14 protein-coding genes are annotated in these 17,379 nt (G+C 65.7%); 8 read left to right on the top strand and 6 right to left on the bottom strand.

Annotated features, from left to right (window positions below; genetic code table 11):
- Positions 1-89: 89 nt before the first annotated feature.
- The 4 genes from urtB (at position 90) to urtE (ending at position 4,881) form a co-directional block, all read left to right on the top strand.
- The gene (gene urtB, locus V6M63_RS04380; protein WP_442909532.1) at positions 90-1,688 is read left to right on the top strand and encodes an urea ABC transporter permease subunit UrtB; all 1,599 of its coding nucleotides are present in this window, start codon (positions 90-92) and stop codon (positions 1,686-1,688) included.
- Positions 1,685-2,818: an urea ABC transporter permease subunit UrtC gene (gene urtC, locus V6M63_RS04375; protein ID WP_332739820.1), complete on the top strand. Its 1,134-nt coding sequence runs from the start codon at positions 1,685-1,687 to the stop codon at positions 2,816-2,818. The genes urtB and urtC overlap by 4 nt, the downstream gene beginning before the upstream one ends.
- Positions 2,815-3,690 (top strand): urea ABC transporter ATP-binding protein UrtD, encoded by an 876-nt coding sequence (gene urtD / locus V6M63_RS04370; protein WP_332739818.1) that lies wholly within the window; start codon positions 2,815-2,817, stop codon positions 3,688-3,690. Before urtC ends, urtD begins: the two co-directional genes overlap by 4 nt.
- Before the next feature lie 498 nt (positions 3,691-4,188).
- Positions 4,189-4,881: an urea ABC transporter ATP-binding subunit UrtE gene (gene urtE / locus V6M63_RS04365; RefSeq protein WP_332740143.1), complete on the top strand. Its 693-nt coding sequence runs from the start codon at positions 4,189-4,191 to the stop codon at positions 4,879-4,881.
- A gap of 12 nt (positions 4,882-4,893) precedes the next feature.
- On the opposite strand, the gene V6M63_RS04360 is transcribed toward urtE, so the two are convergent.
- Positions 4,894-6,612 carry a hypothetical protein gene (locus V6M63_RS04360; RefSeq protein WP_332739816.1) on the bottom strand — a complete coding sequence of 573 codons (1,719 nt, stop codon included), beginning with the start codon at positions 6,610-6,612 and terminating at the stop codon, positions 4,894-4,896.
- Between the two features lie 87 nt (positions 6,613-6,699).
- On the bottom strand, positions 6,700-6,942 hold the full coding sequence (locus tag V6M63_RS04355; protein WP_056271703.1) for a glutaredoxin domain-containing protein: 243 nt from the start codon (positions 6,940-6,942) through the stop codon (positions 6,700-6,702).
- Between the two features lie 968 nt (positions 6,943-7,910).
- Here V6M63_RS04355 and V6M63_RS04350 point away from each other — a divergent pair.
- The 3 genes from V6M63_RS04350 (at position 7,911) to V6M63_RS04340 (ending at position 9,500) form a co-directional block, all read left to right on the top strand.
- Complete coding sequence (locus V6M63_RS04350; protein ID WP_332739812.1) at positions 7,911-8,384, top strand: DUF7684 family protein; 474 nt, start codon at positions 7,911-7,913, stop codon at positions 8,382-8,384.
- A 91-nt stretch (positions 8,385-8,475) separates the two neighbouring features.
- On the top strand, positions 8,476-8,880 hold the full coding sequence (locus V6M63_RS04345; RefSeq protein WP_332739810.1) for a DUF4259 domain-containing protein: 405 nt from the start codon (positions 8,476-8,478) through the stop codon (positions 8,878-8,880).
- 293 nt (positions 8,881-9,173) lie between these two features.
- On the top strand, positions 9,174-9,500 hold the full coding sequence (locus tag V6M63_RS04340) for a hypothetical protein (protein WP_332739808.1): 327 nt from the start codon (positions 9,174-9,176) through the stop codon (positions 9,498-9,500).
- Positions 9,501-9,665: 165 nt separating this feature from the next.
- Here V6M63_RS04340 and V6M63_RS04335 read toward each other — a convergent pair whose 3' ends face one another.
- From V6M63_RS04335 to V6M63_RS04325, 3 genes are read right to left on the bottom strand one after another with little or no spacing between them, the layout of a single operon-like run.
- Positions 9,666-10,664: a Bug family tripartite tricarboxylate transporter substrate binding protein gene (locus V6M63_RS04335; RefSeq protein WP_332739806.1), complete on the bottom strand. Its 999-nt coding sequence runs from the start codon at positions 10,662-10,664 to the stop codon at positions 9,666-9,668.
- Positions 10,665-10,722: 58 nt separating this feature from the next.
- Positions 10,723-12,333 (bottom strand): indolepyruvate oxidoreductase subunit beta family protein, encoded by a 1,611-nt coding sequence (locus V6M63_RS04330; protein ID WP_332739804.1) that lies wholly within the window; start codon positions 12,331-12,333, stop codon positions 10,723-10,725.
- Positions 12,334-12,335: 2 nt separating this feature from the next.
- The gene (locus V6M63_RS04325; protein ID WP_332739802.1) at positions 12,336-14,501 is read right to left on the bottom strand and encodes an indolepyruvate ferredoxin oxidoreductase subunit alpha; all 2,166 of its coding nucleotides are present in this window, start codon (positions 14,499-14,501) and stop codon (positions 12,336-12,338) included.
- 110 nt (positions 14,502-14,611) lie between these two features.
- Here V6M63_RS04325 and V6M63_RS04320 point away from each other — a divergent pair, with 110 nt between their 5' ends.
- Positions 14,612-15,520, top strand: a complete 909-nt coding sequence (locus V6M63_RS04320; RefSeq protein WP_332740141.1) for a LysR family transcriptional regulator — start codon at positions 14,612-14,614, stop codon at positions 15,518-15,520.
- Between the two features lie 166 nt (positions 15,521-15,686).
- Here the strand turns inward: V6M63_RS04320 and V6M63_RS04315 are convergent, their stop codons facing one another.
- Complete coding sequence (locus tag V6M63_RS04315) at positions 15,687-17,372, bottom strand: tetratricopeptide repeat protein (RefSeq protein ID WP_332739800.1); 1,686 nt, start codon at positions 17,370-17,372, stop codon at positions 15,687-15,689.
- Positions 17,373-17,379 lie beyond the last annotated feature (7 nt).

Here is a 17,379-nt window from a genome sequence, read left to right as displayed (position 1 = left end):
TCTGGGGCCGGCGGAGCCGGACCCTCGATGCCCTTGGGATGGCGGGCCTGCGCGCCACTGTGATCGCTTTTGTCGGCTTAGGAATTCACATGACGATTCGTTGGCTCCGTTTGTTGGGGCTGTTTTTGGCGATCTGGATGGGCGCAGGTGTCGCCCACGCCCTCACACCCGCCGACGCACTGGCCCTGGTGGACGGTGACACCGATGTGCGCATCGACACCCTGAACAAGCTCGCCGCCGAACCCGACGAGAAAGCCTCGGCCCTCATCAAGGCCATGGCCGCCGAGGCCGTGCGCGTGCAGGGCGAGCGGGTGTTCATCGTGGTGGACGACGCCGCCGTGGACGCCGTGACCGGCGAGAAGCTGCCGCTGCCCGACGACGCGGGCGACGTGATGATCAACAACCGCCTGCGCAGTGCCATGGAAAGCGCCCTGGCCGGCATGGAGCTGGTGGGTGCACCGCCGGAGCGCCAGCGCGAGGCCGCGCGCACCCTGCAGCGCAGCGCCTTCGAAGAACCCGACATCAGCCAGCTCGCGTTGATCGACAAGGCATTGGCCGGTGAACTCGACGCGCAGGCCCGCCAGAGCCTCGAACTCGCGCAGGCCGCCGTGTTGCTGGCCAGCGAAGACCCGGCCCGGCGGCTCGCCGCGGCGCAAAAGCTGGGCGAAGCCCAACAGCCCATCGTGCGTCCGCTGCTGCTGCAGCAGATGGAAAAAGAGACCGACGCCGGCGTGAAAGCCGCGCTGGCCGATTCGCTTGAGGGCATCGACCGCATGCTGGCCCTGGGCAACACGCTGGCGCAGGCCTTCACCGGCATCAGTCTCGGCTCCATCCTGCTGCTGGCCGCCCTGGGCCTGGCCATCACCTACGGGCTCATGGGCGTGATCAACATGGCCCACGGCGAGCTCATCATGATCGGTGCCTACGCCACCTGGCTGGTGCAGGTGTTCTTTCGCCAGTCGCTGCCCGAGTACTTCGACTGGTATCTCCTGGCCGCCTTGCCGATCGCCTTCACCGCGTCTGCCCTGGTGGGCGCGGCCATGGAGCGCACGGTGATCCGTTTCCTCTACGGCCGCCCGCTCGAAACCTTGCTCGCCACCTGGGGCATTTCACTCGTGCTCATGCAGACCGTGCGCAGCCTCTTCGGCGCGCAAAACGTGGGCGTGGAAAACCCGAGCTGGATGAGTGGTGGTGTCACATTCCTGGGCAACCTCAACCTGCCGTGGAACCGCATCATCATCATCGGCTTCGCGGTGGCGGTGCTGGTGGGCGTGACACTCATGATCACCAAGACCCGCCTGGGCCTGTTCGTGCGCGGCGTCACGCAGAACCGCCCCATCGCTTCGTGCATGGGCGTGAACACCGCACGCATCGACACCTACGCGTTTGCACTGGGCTCGGGCATTGCGGGCCTGGCCGGTTGCGCGCTCAGCCAGATCGGCAACGTCGGCCCCGACCTCGGCCAGAGCTACATCGTGGACTCGTTCATGGTGGTGGTGCTCGGCGGCGTGGGCCAGATCGCCGGCACGGTGTACGCCGCGCTGGGGCTGGGCATGCTCAACAAGTTCATTGAAGGCTGGGCCGGCGCCGTGCTGGCCAAGATCGCGGTGCTGGTCTTCATCATCATCTTCATCCAGAAGCGGCCGCAAGGGATCTTCGCCATGAAGGGCCGGAGCGCAGAAGCATGAGCACCACACCCAACGTACCCGTGGCTGTGCCGCTGCCACAACCCGGCCCCTTGCTCACCCGCAGCGGCTGGAGCGCGTTCGTCGTCGCCCTGCTGGTGGTGTGCGCCGTGGCGCCGCTGCTCAACCTGTTCGTGCCCCAGGGCAGCGCCTTCCACCTGAGCGACTACATGGTCGGCCTGCTCGGCAAGATCATGTGTTACGCCATCTGCGCGCTCGCCATGGACCTGATCTGGGGCTACACCGGCATCCTGAGCCTGGGCCACGGCCTGTTCTTCGCGCTGGGCGGCTACGTGATGGGCATGTACCTCATGCGCCAGATCGGGCTGGACGGCAACTACAAGAGCGAACTGCCCGACTTCATGGTGTTCCTCGACTGGAAGGAACTGCCCTGGCACTGGGCTCTGAGCGACAGCTTCATCGCCACCCTGCTGCTGATCGTGCTGGTGCCCGGTGCGGTGGCCTTCGTGTTCGGCTACTTCGCCTTCCGCTCGCGCATCAAGGGCGTGTATTTCTCCATCATCACGCAGGCGCTCACCTTCGCCGCGCTGCTGCTGTTCTTTCGCAACGAGACCGGTTTCGGCGGCAACAACGGCTTCACCGATTTCAAGCGCATCCTGGGCATTCCGCTGGCCACGCCGAACATGCGCATGACGCTGTTCGTGATCACCGGCCTCACGCTGCTGGGCTTCTTCCTGTGGGCGCGCTGGCTGGTCAACAGCAAGTTTGGCCGCGTGCTGCAGGCCGTGCGCGACGCCGAGAGCCGCGTCATGTTCTGCGGCTACAACCCGCTGCCCTACAAGCTCACCATCTGGACCATCTCGGCCGTGATGTGCGGCATTGCCGGCGCGCTGTATGTGCCGCAGGTCGGCATCATCAACCCCGGCGAGATGAGCACGGCCAACAGCATCGAGATCGCGATCTGGGCCGCGGTGGGTGGCCGCGCCACGTTGATCGGGCCCATCGTCGGCGCCTTCATCGTCAACGGCGCCAAGAGCTGGCTCACCGTGAGCTTTCCCGAGTACTGGCTGTATTTCCTGGGCGTGCTGTTCATCGTGGTCACGCTCTTCATGCCGCAGGGTGTGGTGGGATTGGTGAAGAAGCTCCGCGGCACAAAGGGAGAACGTGCATGACGCCCGACCTGATGGAAGAGGGCGCCCAGCGCCTGCAGAGGTTGGCGGCCGCAGGCACAACAGGCAACACCGAATCGGGTGGCCGCGCGGCGGGCTTCTCGCGGCTCGTCACGCCCGGCGAGGTGGACACCACGCACGGCCGCATCCTGTACCTGGAGGGCGTGAACGTCAGCTTCGACGGCTTCAAGGCCATCAACAACCTCAGCCTGGACATCGCACCCGGCGAGCTGCGCTGCATCATCGGCCCCAACGGCGCGGGCAAGACCACGATGATGGACATCATCACCGGCAAGACCAAACCCGACTCGGGCCACGTGTTCTTTGGCAGCACCATCGACCTGCTGCGCTACCGCGAAGCCGAGATCGCGGCCATGGGCATCGGGCGCAAGTTCCAGAAGCCCACGGTGTTCGAGCACCTCACCGTGTTTGAAAACCTCGAACTCGCGCTGGCCACCGACAAGGGCGTGCGCCGCTCCATGGTGTTTCGCCTCAGCGGGCTGGAGAAAGATCGTCTGGGCGAAGTGCTGCAGACCATCCACCTCACCGACAGCGCTGCGCGCCTGGCCGGCAACCTGAGCCACGGGCAAAAGCAGTGGCTGGAGATCGGCATGCTGCTGATGCAGGACCCCAAGCTCTTGCTGCTGGACGAACCTGTGGCCGGCATGACCGATGAAGAAACCGAGCGCACGGCGCAGCTGTTCTTGACGCTCAAGGGCAAGCATTCGCTGATGGTGGTGGAGCACGACATGAGCTTCATCCGCACGATTTCGGAGAAGGTGACGGTGTTGTGTGATGGGGCTGTGCTGGCGGAGGGGACTCTTGACGAAGTTCAGGCGGATGAGCGGGTGATCGAGGTCTACCTTGGGCGCTGATCTTGTTTCTGCTTCGTTGGGTTTGTGCATTCGTGGCAGGCCGGGTCTCGGCCCGGCGGCCGACTCACTTTCTTTTGCTTCGCCAAAAGAAAGTAAGCAAAGAAAAGGCGAGCCGGATTCGCTGTCCCTGCGCTTCGCTTCGGGCACGCTGCGTTGCTCGGATCGCCCGGGGTGCGCACAAACTTGTCTGCTTCGCAGCCTTCGGACATGTGCGCCCCTTGTCCGGGCGCTCCTGCGCTACTCGCCAGCGAATGACGGCGGGGAGCGGGAGCAAGACACGCCCGCCGGAAGGGAAGCCCGATCCCGTTCCCGATCCCGCTTGTTGCCGTGTGGCCGGGCTGAGCAGCGCAAGGAAGCCCGCAGGGCCCCGGACTTCGGCTCGCCTTTCTTTTGGGCACTTTTCTTTGGCGAAGCAAAGAAAAGTGCCTCGGCCGCCGGGCCGAGACCCGGCTCGCCACGAAAGCAAAAACACAACTTCAAAGAGGACAAGAAATGAGCCTGCTAGAAGTCAAAGCCATCAATCAGTACTACGGCGGCAGCCACATCCTGCGCAACGTCAACCTAACCGCAGAGCTGGGACAAGTGACCGTGGTGCTCGGCCGCAACGGCGTGGGCAAGACCACGCTCCTGAAATCGCTCATGGGCCTGGTGCCCATCAAGAGCGGCAGCATCACGCTCGACGGCGTGTCCATCGCCAGCGCCACACCCTATGAACGTGCGCGACTGGGCATGGGCTTCGTGCCGCAAGGCCGCGAGATCTTCGGACGCCTCACCGTGCAGGAGAACCTGCTCATGGGCCTGGCCTACAAAAAGGGCAACACGCCCATTCCGCCCGAGCTGTTCGAGCTGTTCCCGGTGCTCAAGCAGATGCTCGGCCGCCGCGGTGGCGACCTCTCGGGCGGCCAGCAGCAGCAGCTCGCCATTGCGCGGGCGCTCGCGGCGGGGCCAAAGCTGTTGATCCTGGACGAACCCACCGAAGGCATCCAGCCCAACATCATCAAGGACATCGGCCGCGTCATCCGCATGCTGGCCGACCGCGGCAACATGGCCATCGTGCTGGTGGAGCAGTACTACGACTTCGCCGAAGCCCTGGCAGACCGTTATGTGGTCATGGAGCGCGGCGAAGTGATTGCCAGCGGCCCCGGCAGCGAAATGCAGGCCAAGGGCGTGCGTCAGCTCGTCGCGATCTGAGGCCGCCGCGCTTCAGGCCTTGGCGGCTTCCGGTGCCGGGGTTTTGGCAGGTGCCTGCCCGGCCCACTGGTCCAGCAGTTGCATGCAGACCTGGGCCGCCGGCTCAGGCTCCTGCCCCAGAAGGGTGGCCACATGGAACAGGTCCATCAGCGCCTCCGCCATGGCACTGGGCACCATGCCTGGCTTGAGCTTGTGACCGTTCTCCTGGGCAAACGTCAGCAGCCAGCCGCCATCGTTCGCGCCCAGGCCCACGCACCCAAAGCGCTGGCCCTCGTCGAGCACGTGAGCGAGCAGGCAGAACGGCACCCAGCCCGGGCCGAAACGTGCCTGTGCACGTGCCAGGGCATGCAGGGTGTGTCGGGTCAGGCCTTTGGGCCTCGATGGCTCGTGGAACACCGTCAACCCGATCTCCATGCCGACCCGCATCAGGTGCGCTGGCGGGCACTGGTTCGCCACCTCGTTGACCAGGCAGTGGTTCAGGTGGGCGGTGGCGTGCAGGTGCTGCAGCGGGCGCAGCAGGCGCGAGAGACCGGGCTGCGTCGCCATGCAGCTGCGCACCACGCCGGGCAACCACACCGTGGGGTCGACCTGGGCGTCCAGCATGGTGTGCAGCGCCAGCAAGGGGCTCAGCTCGAACGAGGGCAACAGCAGCAGGTCGAACACCGTGTGCTGCGCCGAAGGGCTCGACGGGTGACCATGGTGGCCGGTGCGGTGCGGTGCCAGCCACTCCAGCACATCGGCCCACGCGTCGTCGCGCTTGTCGAAGGTCTGCACGATGCGGTGGATCTGCGCCAGCACCAGGCAGGGGTGGCGGCGGTTCGGGCGCAGCAGCGGCAGCCGCGCGGCGTGCGTGACCTGGTAGAGCATCTGGCGGCGCAGCCGTTGCGCCGTACCGGCTTCGAGGTAGGTGCAGAGGTGGAGCACACGCTCCAGCGTGGCGTTGCCGAGCGGGGTGAGCAGCCAGTGGTCGTCGCAAGCCATGTTGCCCACGCACACCAGCGCCGGATGTTGATGCGAGAACCACACCAGCGCTTCGTCGTCTTCCGGCGGCATTTCAACCACGCGTGCCAGGCCTGCGGTGGGCGACTGTTCCAGCGCGAGCAGGCCGAGGTCGCCAATCAGTTGCTCCAGGCCGCGGGGGTCGGGGTCCTGTTCCAGCCGCTGCAGGCGCTTGGCCACGTGCGCCGGCGTGAGTTCGTCCAGGCGGGCATGCAACAACTCACGCGCCTGCCGCTGTCCGGCGGGCTGCTCCAGCGACGGCCCCGAGAGCGGCAGCAGCTGCAACACGTGCGACAGCCAGAAGGGCAGCGGCGCGGCTTCCGAGGTGAGGCTGTCGACCAGCTGGACCACCAGCTTCACGGGGTCGCGTGGCACCACGCAGGTCCAGGCCGACACCAGGGCATGGGCCACGCGGTCGTGGCTGGCGTAGTGCACGCGCAGTGCGTGCGACATGCGCTCGATCACCGTCTCTTCCACCGTGTGATGCTGCGCCTGCGCCATGTGCAGGATCTGCACGAAGGACTCGTGGAACCGTGCCGCCAGCTGGGTGTCCGCGTCGTCGATGGCGATCAGTTGCAACTCGTCCAGTGCCTGCAGCAGGAGCCCCTGCGCCTGACTGGGCGTGATGTCGTGACGCGCCGCGGCGCGGATCTCCGTGCGCAGCAGTGGCTGGGCGGGTGCGGCGCTGCGAAGGGCTTGAATACGTTGGATGGGGGTGGCAGTGGAGCGCATGGGGGGTCGCAGAAGAAATGGAAGGGACGTCCATCGTCTTTCAGCGCATGCGCGGTGTGAATCCGCTCGCCAGCCCAGGGCAGCGCCCTATTTGCCCAACTGAACCAGCGCCGCCTGCAACCCCGACAGACCACCCACGCGCTGGTCGTTGATGAAGATCTGCGGCATCTGCCGCACCGAGGGCCCGCACCTCTCGTAGAACGCGAGGCGCTCGGTCTCGTCATCGATCTTGATCTCTTCAAACCCGAGCGAGCGGGACTTGAGCAGCATCTTGGCCGACTCACATTGTGGGCAGGCGGACTTGGAGTAAACGGTGATTTTGGGTTGCATGGGGAGGAGTTTACGGGTCGAGGGTCCTGTATCGTGCCAGTGCTTCTTGGTCAGACGGGTCGATTGAGTTGAGCGCGACACGATGGCCGATTTGTCTGAGTGGGGCCCAGTCCAGTCTGAGCTAGCATGACGGTCATCGGCCAAAAGCAGAAGTAGAACGAACTCTTATGCATCGCGCCCGCGAACTGAACTCCTGCTACGTTGAGCTAACCACTGTCCCTGCGGACGAGCATATTGACCGGCAAGGCGTTGCCGTGCGCGTCGAGTTCTCGTACGACGAATCTGGCTGTCGGTCGGCCGAATACTGGAGAAGCTCCACCCATGCCATGCAGTGGATGGAGCGTGAGACTGCCTCGTCGATTCGAGTTGGACCAGCTACGCCGTTGAAGCAGGATTTGGCGGCTTCACTGTTGAGCTTGATACGCTCAGCAACGATTGGCATTGCCGTCCACGGGCGCTATGCCTACGTCCATGCCACCACTTTTCGATTGACGATTTCGTCATTGGAGTTCTCGTGCGACCTCTCGTGGTCCGCAGAGCTACCGCCTGAGTGGCGCTCACTGCACGAAGCTGTTCAGATGCTCATGTCGATAGGGCACGAGACTGGAACAAACTGAAAGCGAGACGAACGGCTGCTTCGGAGTGCAGCGTACGGCCGGTATGGGCCCTGAGGCGACGGTGGGCATCCCGTCCCATACCGGTCATTGACACAACTTGCTCGGCTGTCCAATGGGTGGCCGTTGACTGTCGTGGCAATGAAGTACGTCTGTTCGCAAGCTATATTTGCGCCAGGACCTGCGTGCCGGGTTTCAATGAATTTTTATGCTTGGATTCTCAGACAGTGCATCACCTTGAATCTCAGGCTACAGGCCATTCTCAGGAGGAACTCGTGCCCAGAATATCCCGCACCGTCCAGCCTATCCCGCAGGTTCTGCGAGATGCATCACGTTAGACCAAAGGGAACGAGCATGAACCTGCTAGCCGAGAACGAGGGCAAGATTTACGGAGCCATCGCCATCGATGCTCCTGGCGACTTTTCCAGTCCGTTCTCTGGTGCCCTGTTCCCTTGCATGATTTGGGACCACGACGGCCGCCTCACTGACGCTCAGCGCAGCGAAGTCGCGAACCTATTGCTAGATGCGGGCTGCCGATACGCGGTCTGCGGAGGGCACAACTGCGAAGCCTGGCATGACGCGGTCGACCAAGAGTTCGTGCGACGGCGCCCGGATGATCTGGATACAACGTGGGACGCCGCGCATGTGATGACAACGTGGCACGAAGACGAGAATCCCGATGACGTGGCCTTTTTCTTCGTGCTGAACACGAACTTCGACGACCACGCCTTCGAGCACTATCTCGTGGTCCATGTCGGGGACGGCCACACCAAGGAACAAGTCAATGCGGCAGTACGGCGGTACGCATTTAATGAGCAGGCGATCTAACCTGCCGCTGCAGCCGACCGCCTTCGGCGGCGGCTGATCGGCAGGACGCTATTCACTGAAAAACAGTTTCGTCATCTTTAGGAGATAACAAATGGGTGCATGGTCGCATGAGCCGTTTGGCAACGATGATGCTAATGATTGGGCGTATGGGTTGGACGATGCCAACGACCTCTCGCTGATTGAGTCTGCCCTGGATAGAGCTTTGGAAGCAGAACATTACTTGGAAGCTCCAGAGGCTTCGGAGGCGGTCGCAGCAGTTGAAGTCCTGGCAAAGCTGCTCGGGAGGGGAACGCAAACAGATTCCTACACTGAGAAAGTTGATGAGTGGGTCAAGTTAATCTCGGCGAAGCCCGATGCGGCCCTCGTAGCCAAAGCTATGCTCACACTTGAACGAGTTCTTGGCGAGAAAAGTGAGCTGCGGGAGTTGTGGGAAGAGAGCGGAGAAGAGGAGTGGCTGGGCTCCATCCGTTCACTGCAGAGCGCAATCAGTGCATAACCATCGCATCCTGCCGACGTATTCGCCTTCGCTCCGCTGCGGCAAATCCGCGGCTGATACGGGGCGTTAGCTTCACGATGGGCCAGTCAAGAACACTTGATACACCGCTGGGGCAGATCCACTTCTCCGCTCGCGCTGAACCATGCTCGGGCGGCGACTGTGAAATCGAGCTGCGAGTTTTGGAGCCTGAACCACATCTGCCGCCCGGCATGTCCGTGAGTCGCGTGCGAGTCGTGTTACTTCTGGCATCTTCGCCGACGGGTTTCGAGAGACTCGAGTATCGCTGTCGGTTCGTGACAGACATCGAAGGGGGGCCGGAGTCGGGGGAGGACTTGGATGCCCAATCCTTTGAGGGGGAGCACGACCTTGTGGTAGTCGGAACCGAAGACGGCGAGGCCCTGCAAGTTCGAATGCCTTGGCTCGAATGTCAAGGGGACCGGCTGGCGTTCGTGCAGTATCGAAAGGACGGGTTCATTGTGTCGCTGACGCAAATCCCGGCAGGAGTCACGATCGGACTGCACTATGTCGTCGCCGAGAACAGCAACCCCGAACCTGTTGAATCCTCAGCTTGGTTCGCCGTTGACATGCGTCATGAGCAAATTCTGCGAGTCGGAAGCTAACCAGCTGCTACAGGTGACCGGCTTCGCTGGCAGCTGAGCGCTAATGTTGAACGTCCGCTTCGGTAGTACCCCACCGGCCGCTCATGGCCGCATGCCGTCAGTTGACGAAGTCCTCTCCCACCGCGGCCCGCTGCTCACGAGTGGCCCGCTGCCTCTCGCCTCTCCTCACTCCGCCGAAATCTTCCGCTCCTTGATGATCGCGCCAAACCGCTGCGAGTCATCCGCGCCGCGTTTGCCGAACTCGGCCGGCGTGAGCGCCAGCGCTTCGCCACCCAGCGCGGTGATGCGGTCTTTCACCGCCGAGGTGGCCAGGATCTTGTTGATCTCCGTGTTCAGCCTGGTGATCACGGCCGGTGGCGTGCCGGCGGGGGCGTAGAAGCCGAACACCGAGTCGGCGTCAAAGCCTTTCAGGCCGGCTTCGTCCAGCGTGGGCACGTCGGGGAACAGGGGGGAGCGCTTCATGCTGCCCACGGCCAGCAGTTTGGTGCGGCCGGCCTTGGCGTGCGAGAGGCCGATGCCCGGATCGAAGTAGTAGTCGATCTGGTTGCCCATGAGGTCGGTGAGCGCGGGGGCGGCGCCGCGGTAGGGCACGTGCACCGCAAACAGGCCGGCCTGGCTCTTGAACATTTCGCCGGCCAGGTGGGGCGAGCTGCCGTTGCCGGCCGATCCGTACACGAGGCGGCCGGGGTTGGCCTTGACGAGCTTGATGAGTTCCTGCACGTTGTTGGCTTCCAGCGTGGGCTTGCCCATGAGGTACACCAGCACGCGCGCGGCCGACGCCACGGGGACCAGGTCTTTCGCCGGGTCAAAGGGCATGCGGGGGTAGATGTGCGGGTTCACCGACACCATGCCGCCCGAGCCCATGAGCAGCGTGTAGCCGTCGGCCGGCGCCTTGGCCACCGCGTCGCCGGCGATGTTGCCGTTGGCGCCTGCGCGGTTTTCCACCACCACGGGCTGGCCCAGGGCGGCGGCCAGCGGTGTGGACACGAGCCGCGCGATCTGGTCGGCGGCGCCACCTGGCGGGAAACCCACCACGACCTTGAGCGGCTTGTCGGGCCAGGCCTGGGCCAACGCGGCGGGCACGGCGCTCAGGGCCATGAGGCCCAGGGCGGCGGCGCCGGCCAGGTGCCAGCGGCGGGAAAGCTGGGTGGTGGTGCGGGTCATGTCTGTCTCCTTGTAGGTTTTGGCGAATCAACGGTGAATGGAAAACTCGGTGTGGTGTTCAGTGTGGCGCTATGGCCTTCACTTTCAATCGGGGGTTGTGCTGCCATCGGATCGGCTGGGCCTTCACCGGGCGCGCGGGTGCGCCGTGTTGCTGCAAGGCCAGGTCCAAGGCTTTTCCGGCTTCGTCGCTCAGCGCGGCGGTGCGGGCTGCGGCCACGGCGCGGCAGCGTTGTGTGGCGCTGGTGGGGTCGCTCAGCGCGGGCAGGGCGAGGTGTTCGATGATGTGCAGCAGGTTGTCCTTGCCGCGTTCGTTGGTGCTGCCGTAGCCCTTGATGAGCCGGCCGCACAGCGCCACCTCGTGGCCCAGCTGCCAGTGGATGGAGCTGAGCTGCACCACGGCGGCGAGCCAGCGGTCGATGAGGGCCTGCTCGGCCTGGAAGCGGCTGCCCAGGGGACGCAGGCGTTTGGTGGCGGCCAGGCCGCGCAAGGCGAGCATGCCCAGCACCGAGTGCGAGCCGATCTTCAGCGGCAGGGCCCAGGGCGCTTTGCCGGCGGCCACGCGCTGGCGGTCCCAGGTCAGCACGCGCTGTGCCAAGCCGGTGGGCAGCATGGCGGCGAACTCGGGCGCGCCGGGCTTGAAGTGGTCGTACACGCGCAGCAGGTCGTCGTTGCCGGCCTTGGTTTCGCTGCGCACACGGGCCTGGCGGCTGGCGCGGCTCTTGAGGTCGGCCACCAGCACGATGTCGTCGAACGCCATCCACAGTGCCACCCAGCGCGCCATCTCCACGGTGGTGCCCCAGCCGTGCTCACCTTGTGGGTCGGTGCGCTTCTCGGCTTCGAGCACGCGCCGCAGCCGCGACGCGTAGTGCGTGCCGTAGGCGGCGTTCTGGTACTCGCACACCCGGGCATGGCCCAGCGCCATGAGCGGGTGCACTTCGGGTGGGAACTCGCGCGCCAGCGCGGCGGGCAAGCTGGGTGCGGACTGGGCGGGCTCGGGGGCGAGCACCTGTTCCACATACGCGGCCCGGGCGCGCTGTGCCTGCACCGCATCGAACGCGAGCGCGAAGCCGCGCAGGCTGGCCTTGGCGCTGGCGCCACCGGTGCCGATGACGGCCTCAAAGTCCTGCCGGGCAAAGGGCAGCAGGCCGCTGCCGGCGATGGCGCCCAGCATCACCGCGCTCACCACGGTGCCGGCCTGTTTCGTGAGTGCGGCCATGTCGATCACGTGGCGCGCGCGACTGTGGGTGTTCACCAGGTCGATCAGCTCGGCGGCATCGCGCCGGCCATCGCCCATCACCATCTTCTCGCCGGTGGTGAGGGCCCGGGCCGACGAGGTGATGACCAGGGTGTGCGAATCCGAAGCGAGGCCGTTGGTGATCTGGCGGCCGGTCTCCAGCAGCTCTGAAGACACCAGCGCGTCGAGCCGGCCCGGCAGCGGGTTCAGGCCGAACACCGGCTTGCGCCCGCCCAGCTGTGCCATGGGCACGGGGAACACCTCCATGTAGTAGGTGGTGGCCCCCGTGCGCTGCGCCACGCCGGGGATGGAGGTGGCCTGCGCCGCGTAGCCCGCGTGGCGTGCGGCCTCCACCAGCCAGTCGGTGAGGATGCCGCCGCCTTCGCCGCCCAGGGCGCAGAGCAGCAGGGAGATGGGTTGTTGGTTGTTGGACATGGTCAGGCTGGTTGCAACAGACGAACAACACTGCCGCGCAGCGAATGGATCAGGCGCTCGTGCCACTTGGGGTTCTGCACCACCTCGGCGCGGTAGAACGAGGGGCACAGCGTGGCCGCGTGCGCGTTGGCGCCGCACAGGCCGCAGCCCACGCAGCCGTCGATGACGGTGGCGACCGGGTCGACCTTGAGCGGGTCGGGGTTGTCTTTCAGCGTGAGCGTGGGGCAGCCCGAGAGGCGGATGCAGGCGTGGTCGCCGTTGCACACGTCTTCGTCCACGCCGTATTTCACGCGCACCACGCGCTCGCCTTTTTTCAGCAGGTTGGCGATCCAGGGTTTGATGCGGCGCTGGCGCTCGAGCTGGCATTCACCCTCGGCCACGATCACCTTGAGGCCCTGAAACGGCGTGCTGAAAGCCTCGGTGAGCGTGGCGCGCATGGTGTCCACCTCGTAGGTGTTCACGGTGCGCATCCACTTCACACCCAGGCCCTTGAGCGTGGTTTCTATGGTCTGGTTGGTGTGGGCCAGACTCGCCTGCTTGTCGCTCGCCTTGTCCTTGGCGTCGTCATCGGGCGTGGAGATGATGTCCTGCGTGCCGGTGGCCGAGGTGTAGCCGTTCTTGAAGATCAGCAGCACCGCGTCGTCGCCGTTGAAGAGCGCGCTCTGCACGCCGGTGAGCAGGCCGTTGTGCCAGAAGCCGCCGTCGCCCATCACAGAGAGCACGCGCCGCTTCATCACCGGCGACACACCGGCGCGGCTGGCCAGGCTCATGCCGTAGCCGAGGATGGAGTGGCCAAACGAAAACGGCTCGAAGGTGGCGAGCGCGTGACAGCCGATGTCGCCAGCAATGTGCACCGGTCCCGTGTCTTGCTGCGCGAGCTTGAGTGCCGAGAACACCGGGCGCTCCGGGCAACCGATGCACATGCCGGGCGGGCGCGCCGGCAGCGGGGCCGAGAGCTGCTGCACCGACTCGGCGCGGCGCGTCTGGTTGCCCTGCAGCCAGGCGCGGGCAGTCTCCGTGATGGCTTGCGTGGCCGGGTCCTGCAGGTAGCGGCCGACAAACTTGGCCAGGCCGTTGGCCATCACCTCGGCTGTGTACTCGCCCGCGTTGGGCAGCATGTCCTTGCCGTGCAGCGGGGTCTGGATATCCAGCCGGCGCAGCAGCGTGGCGAGTTCCTGTTCGATGTATTCGGGCTGGCCTTCTTCGAGCAGCAGCACCGCGCGTTTGCCCAGGCAGAAGTTCGTGAGCTGATCGGGCACCAGCGGGCAGGTGACGTTGAGCACCAGCATGGGAATGGCGGTCTGCCCGAAGGCGTCGGCCAGACCGAACTGCTGCAGCGCGCGGATCAGCGTGTTGTAGAGGCCGCCCTGCACGATCAGGCCCAGGTCCTGGTGCTCGCCGTCGAAAAACTCGTTGAGCTTGTTCTCCACGATGTAGCGCCGCGCCGCCGGAATGCGCTCGTCGCCCTTGAGTTTTTCGTGGCGGAAGGTCACCGGCGGGTGGGCCAGGCGGTCGTAGTCGAAGCTGGCGGGTTCGTCGATCAGCTTGTGCCGTGACAGCGCGGGCTTGACATTGTCCTTGGCCACGAAGCTGCCGCGCACGTGGCAGGCGCGGATGCGCAGTTCCATCAGAGCCGGCATGTTCGACGCTTCCGAGAGCCGGAAGCCCTGCTCGACCATGTGCACCATGCGCTCCAGATCGGGGCGCGGGTCGAGCAGCACCATGCTCGACTTGAGCGCGTAGGCGTGGGTGCGCTCCTGGATCACGCTGGCGCCTTCGCCGTAGTCCTCGCCCACCACCACCAGCACGCCGCCGGTGACACCGGGCGAGGCAAGGTTGGACAGCGCGTCGGCCGCCACGTTGGTGCCGACGATGGACTTCCAGGTGACCGCGCCGCGCAGCGGGTAGTGGATGGAGGCGCCCAGCATGGCCGCGGCCGAGGCTTCGTTCGAACACGCCTCCACGTGCACGCCGAGTTCGTCCATGTAGGGCTTGGCCTGCACCATCACGTCGAGCAGGTGCGAGACCGGTGCGCCCTGGTAGCCGCCCACATAGGCCACGCCCGATTGCAGCAGGGCCTTGGTGATGGCCAGGATGCCCTCGCCGTGAAAGGTCTGGCCGTCACCGAGCCGCAGGGACTCGATTTCCTGAGTGAATGAAACTTCCAAGTGCTTGTCTCCAGCGGGGTCGTCATCGTGGGGTTGCGACCGATCTGCCGAGTATGGGCAGGGGATCGTCATCGATCAATACAATGAACGGACTAAGCGACATGAACACCATGCATATCAAAGACCTCGACCTCAACCTGCTGCGCCTGTTCAACGAGGTGTACCGCGCCGGCAGCGTGAGCCGGGCCGCTGAACACCTGGGCCTGACCCAGCCGGCGGTGAGCCATGGCCTCACGCGCCTGCGCCTGCTGGTGAAGGACCCGCTGTTCGTGCGTGCGCCTGGTGGCGTGAAGCCCACGCCCAAGGCGGTGGCGCTGGCCGAGGCGGTGCAGGGCGCGCTGGCCACGCTGGCCAGCGCGCTGAGTGAATCCAGCGGCTTCGACCCGACCAGTTCGCGCCGCCTGTTCCGCCTGCACATGAGCGACATCGGCGAGGGCCGATTCCTGCCCGCGCTCATGGCCCACCTGCAGCAGCAGGCGCCTGGCGTGCGCGTGGCCACCCGGCCGGTGCCCCACGGCGGGCTGACCGATGCGCTGGACAGCGGCGTGATCGATTTCGCGTTCGGCTTCCTGCCGCAGGTGAAGGACACCCAGCGCACCGAGCTGCTGCAAGACCGTTACGTGGTGCTCATGCGCAGCGGCCACCCGATGCACGCGGCGCTGGAGCGCCTGCGCGGCGCGGCCTTGCTCAAGGCCTTGCAACAGCTCGATTTCGTGGCGGTGCGCACGCACAGCGACACCTTGCGCATCCTCGCGCAGACCGGTCTGCAGGAGCGCCTGCGCCTGACCACCGAACACTTCATGGTGCTGCCTTCCATCGTGCAGGCGACCGACCTGTGCGTGGTGATGCCGGGCAACATCGCGCAGGGGTTTGTGGAGACGGGGGGCTGCGTGATCGTGCAGCCGCCTTTTGTGGATCGGGGCTTCACCGTGTCGTTGCACTGGAGCCACCGCTTTGAAGGCGACCCTGACAACCGCTGGTTTCGCGAACAGGTGCTGTCGCTGTTCGCGGACCGCTGAGCCAGCCGCCGGGCCGCCCCAAGGCAGGCACAGCCCCCTCGGGGGGCAGCGACCCGCGCAGCGGCGGAGCGTGGGGGCGCATCGGGCCAGCCGCCGGGCCGCCCCAAGGCAGGCTCAGCCCCCTCGGGGGGCACCGACCCGCGCAGCGGCGGAGCGTGGGGGCACTCTAGTTCGGTGCCGCGCTGTCGAGCAGGCCGTCGGCGCTCGGTGGCTTGTAGCCCGCCGGCAAGGACACGCCGCCAGGCGTTGGTGCCGCACCCGTGTGTTCCCCAAGGCGGGAATGCTGCGCGGTGGTGCGGTAGCGCTCGCGCAACGCTTCGGTGCGCTCGTTCAGGGCGACGTGTTCGGCGATGCGCACCGTGTAGCGCTGCAGCACCTGGTGGGCCGACTCGATGAGTTTGGCGTTGAGCGTGCGCTCTCCGTCTTCCAGCAGCTTCATCACCGTGCCCTGCGGGTCGCCCTTGATGCTCAGCGTCATGGCCTGCTCGGTCATTTTCAGGATCTGGCTGTGCGCGCCGCGCACGCGATCGGCAAAGTCCTGGCTGCCCGAAGCGGCGCAGGCCATGAGCTCGCTCATGGCCTTGCTCGTGCAGAAACGCAGGGCCAGCGTGTCCACCGCGCCTTCGGCTTCGTTGAGCGCGATCGAGCGCATCTGCAGCCGGCTCATGAGCGCGAGCAGGTTGCAAGCGGTCTCGAAATCGAAATCGGGGCTCAAGGCGTCGTTGGCCATGCGGCGCACGTCGTCGAGTGCGCGCGAGGTGTGTTGCTGCTGCAGGGCGAGCAGGCTCTCGGCGATGGTCAGCAGGCGGTGCGGTCGCGCGGGCGCGTGGCTGCGGTCGCGCAGGCGGGTGAGCTGGTCCACCGTGCGGGCGAGGCCGCGCTGGTCGTTGTTGTCCAGGCGCGCAAAGGCCAGCAGCAGCAGGGCCTGGGCGTCGAACATCTTGGAGTCCAGCCCCAGGCGCGTGGCGCGGTCGAGCAGCTCCACGCCTTCGCTCTTGTCGCCGGTGTAGTAGGCCAGCATGCCGTGCTTGAGCAGGCGGCTGATTGAGGACGGCGTGAGCTTCGTGGCCATCTGGTAGGTGGTCAGCGCGCTCTGGAAATTGCCCAGCTCGAACTGCGCCCGGCCCATCACGTCGTAGGCATCGGCGTAGGTGTTGTCGTCCTGGATCAGGCTCTCCAGCGTGGTCACAGCCTTGGCGGGCTGGCCGCCTTCGAGCTGCGCGCGCGCCACGCCCAGGCGTGCCCAGGGCAGGGTTTTGGCTGCGATCACGGCTTCGTAGAGTTTCTGCGCGTCGCCGATCTCGCCGTTGCGCAGCAGCAGTTCGGCGCCGATGCGTGCGGCATAGAGCCAGTAGGTGCCGCGAGCCTCGAACCGTTCCAGGCACAGCACCGCAGCTTCGTGGAACTGCTCGGCGTCGATGGCGGTGAAGATGGCTTCCAGCGCCTTCTTGCGTTCGCGCGCCATCATGATGCGGTCGCTCAGGCGGGCGCCGGTGTGGGGTTTGAGCAGGTAGGCGTCGAGTGCGGACTCGGCGGCTTCGGCCACCTTGGCGTACGAGGCCTCGGCGGTGACCATGATGAACACCGTGTAGAAGGGCAGCAGCTGGTTGCGCCGCAAGTCGTCGAGCAGGTCCTGGCCCGACATCGAGTCGCGCTCGAAATGCTGTTCGCAGATCACCACGTCGTAACGGTTCACCTCCAGCTTGCGCCGGGCCTCCACCAGCCGCGAGCATTGCGAGACCGTGCCCACGCCGAGCTCGCGCAGTTGCGACACCAGGATGGAGCGCGACTGCAGGTTGCCCTCGATCACGAGTGCATGGGCGTCTTGCAGGCTGTTCGGGGCGAAGGGCATGGGGGTG

Origin of the sequence: Hydrogenophaga sp. (genome assembly GCF_036675665.1) — a bacterium.
In the GTDB taxonomy this organism is placed as follows: domain Bacteria; phylum Pseudomonadota; class Gammaproteobacteria; order Burkholderiales; family Burkholderiaceae_C; genus Hydrogenophaga.
This window is presented reverse-complemented; position numbering and strand designations above follow the sequence as displayed.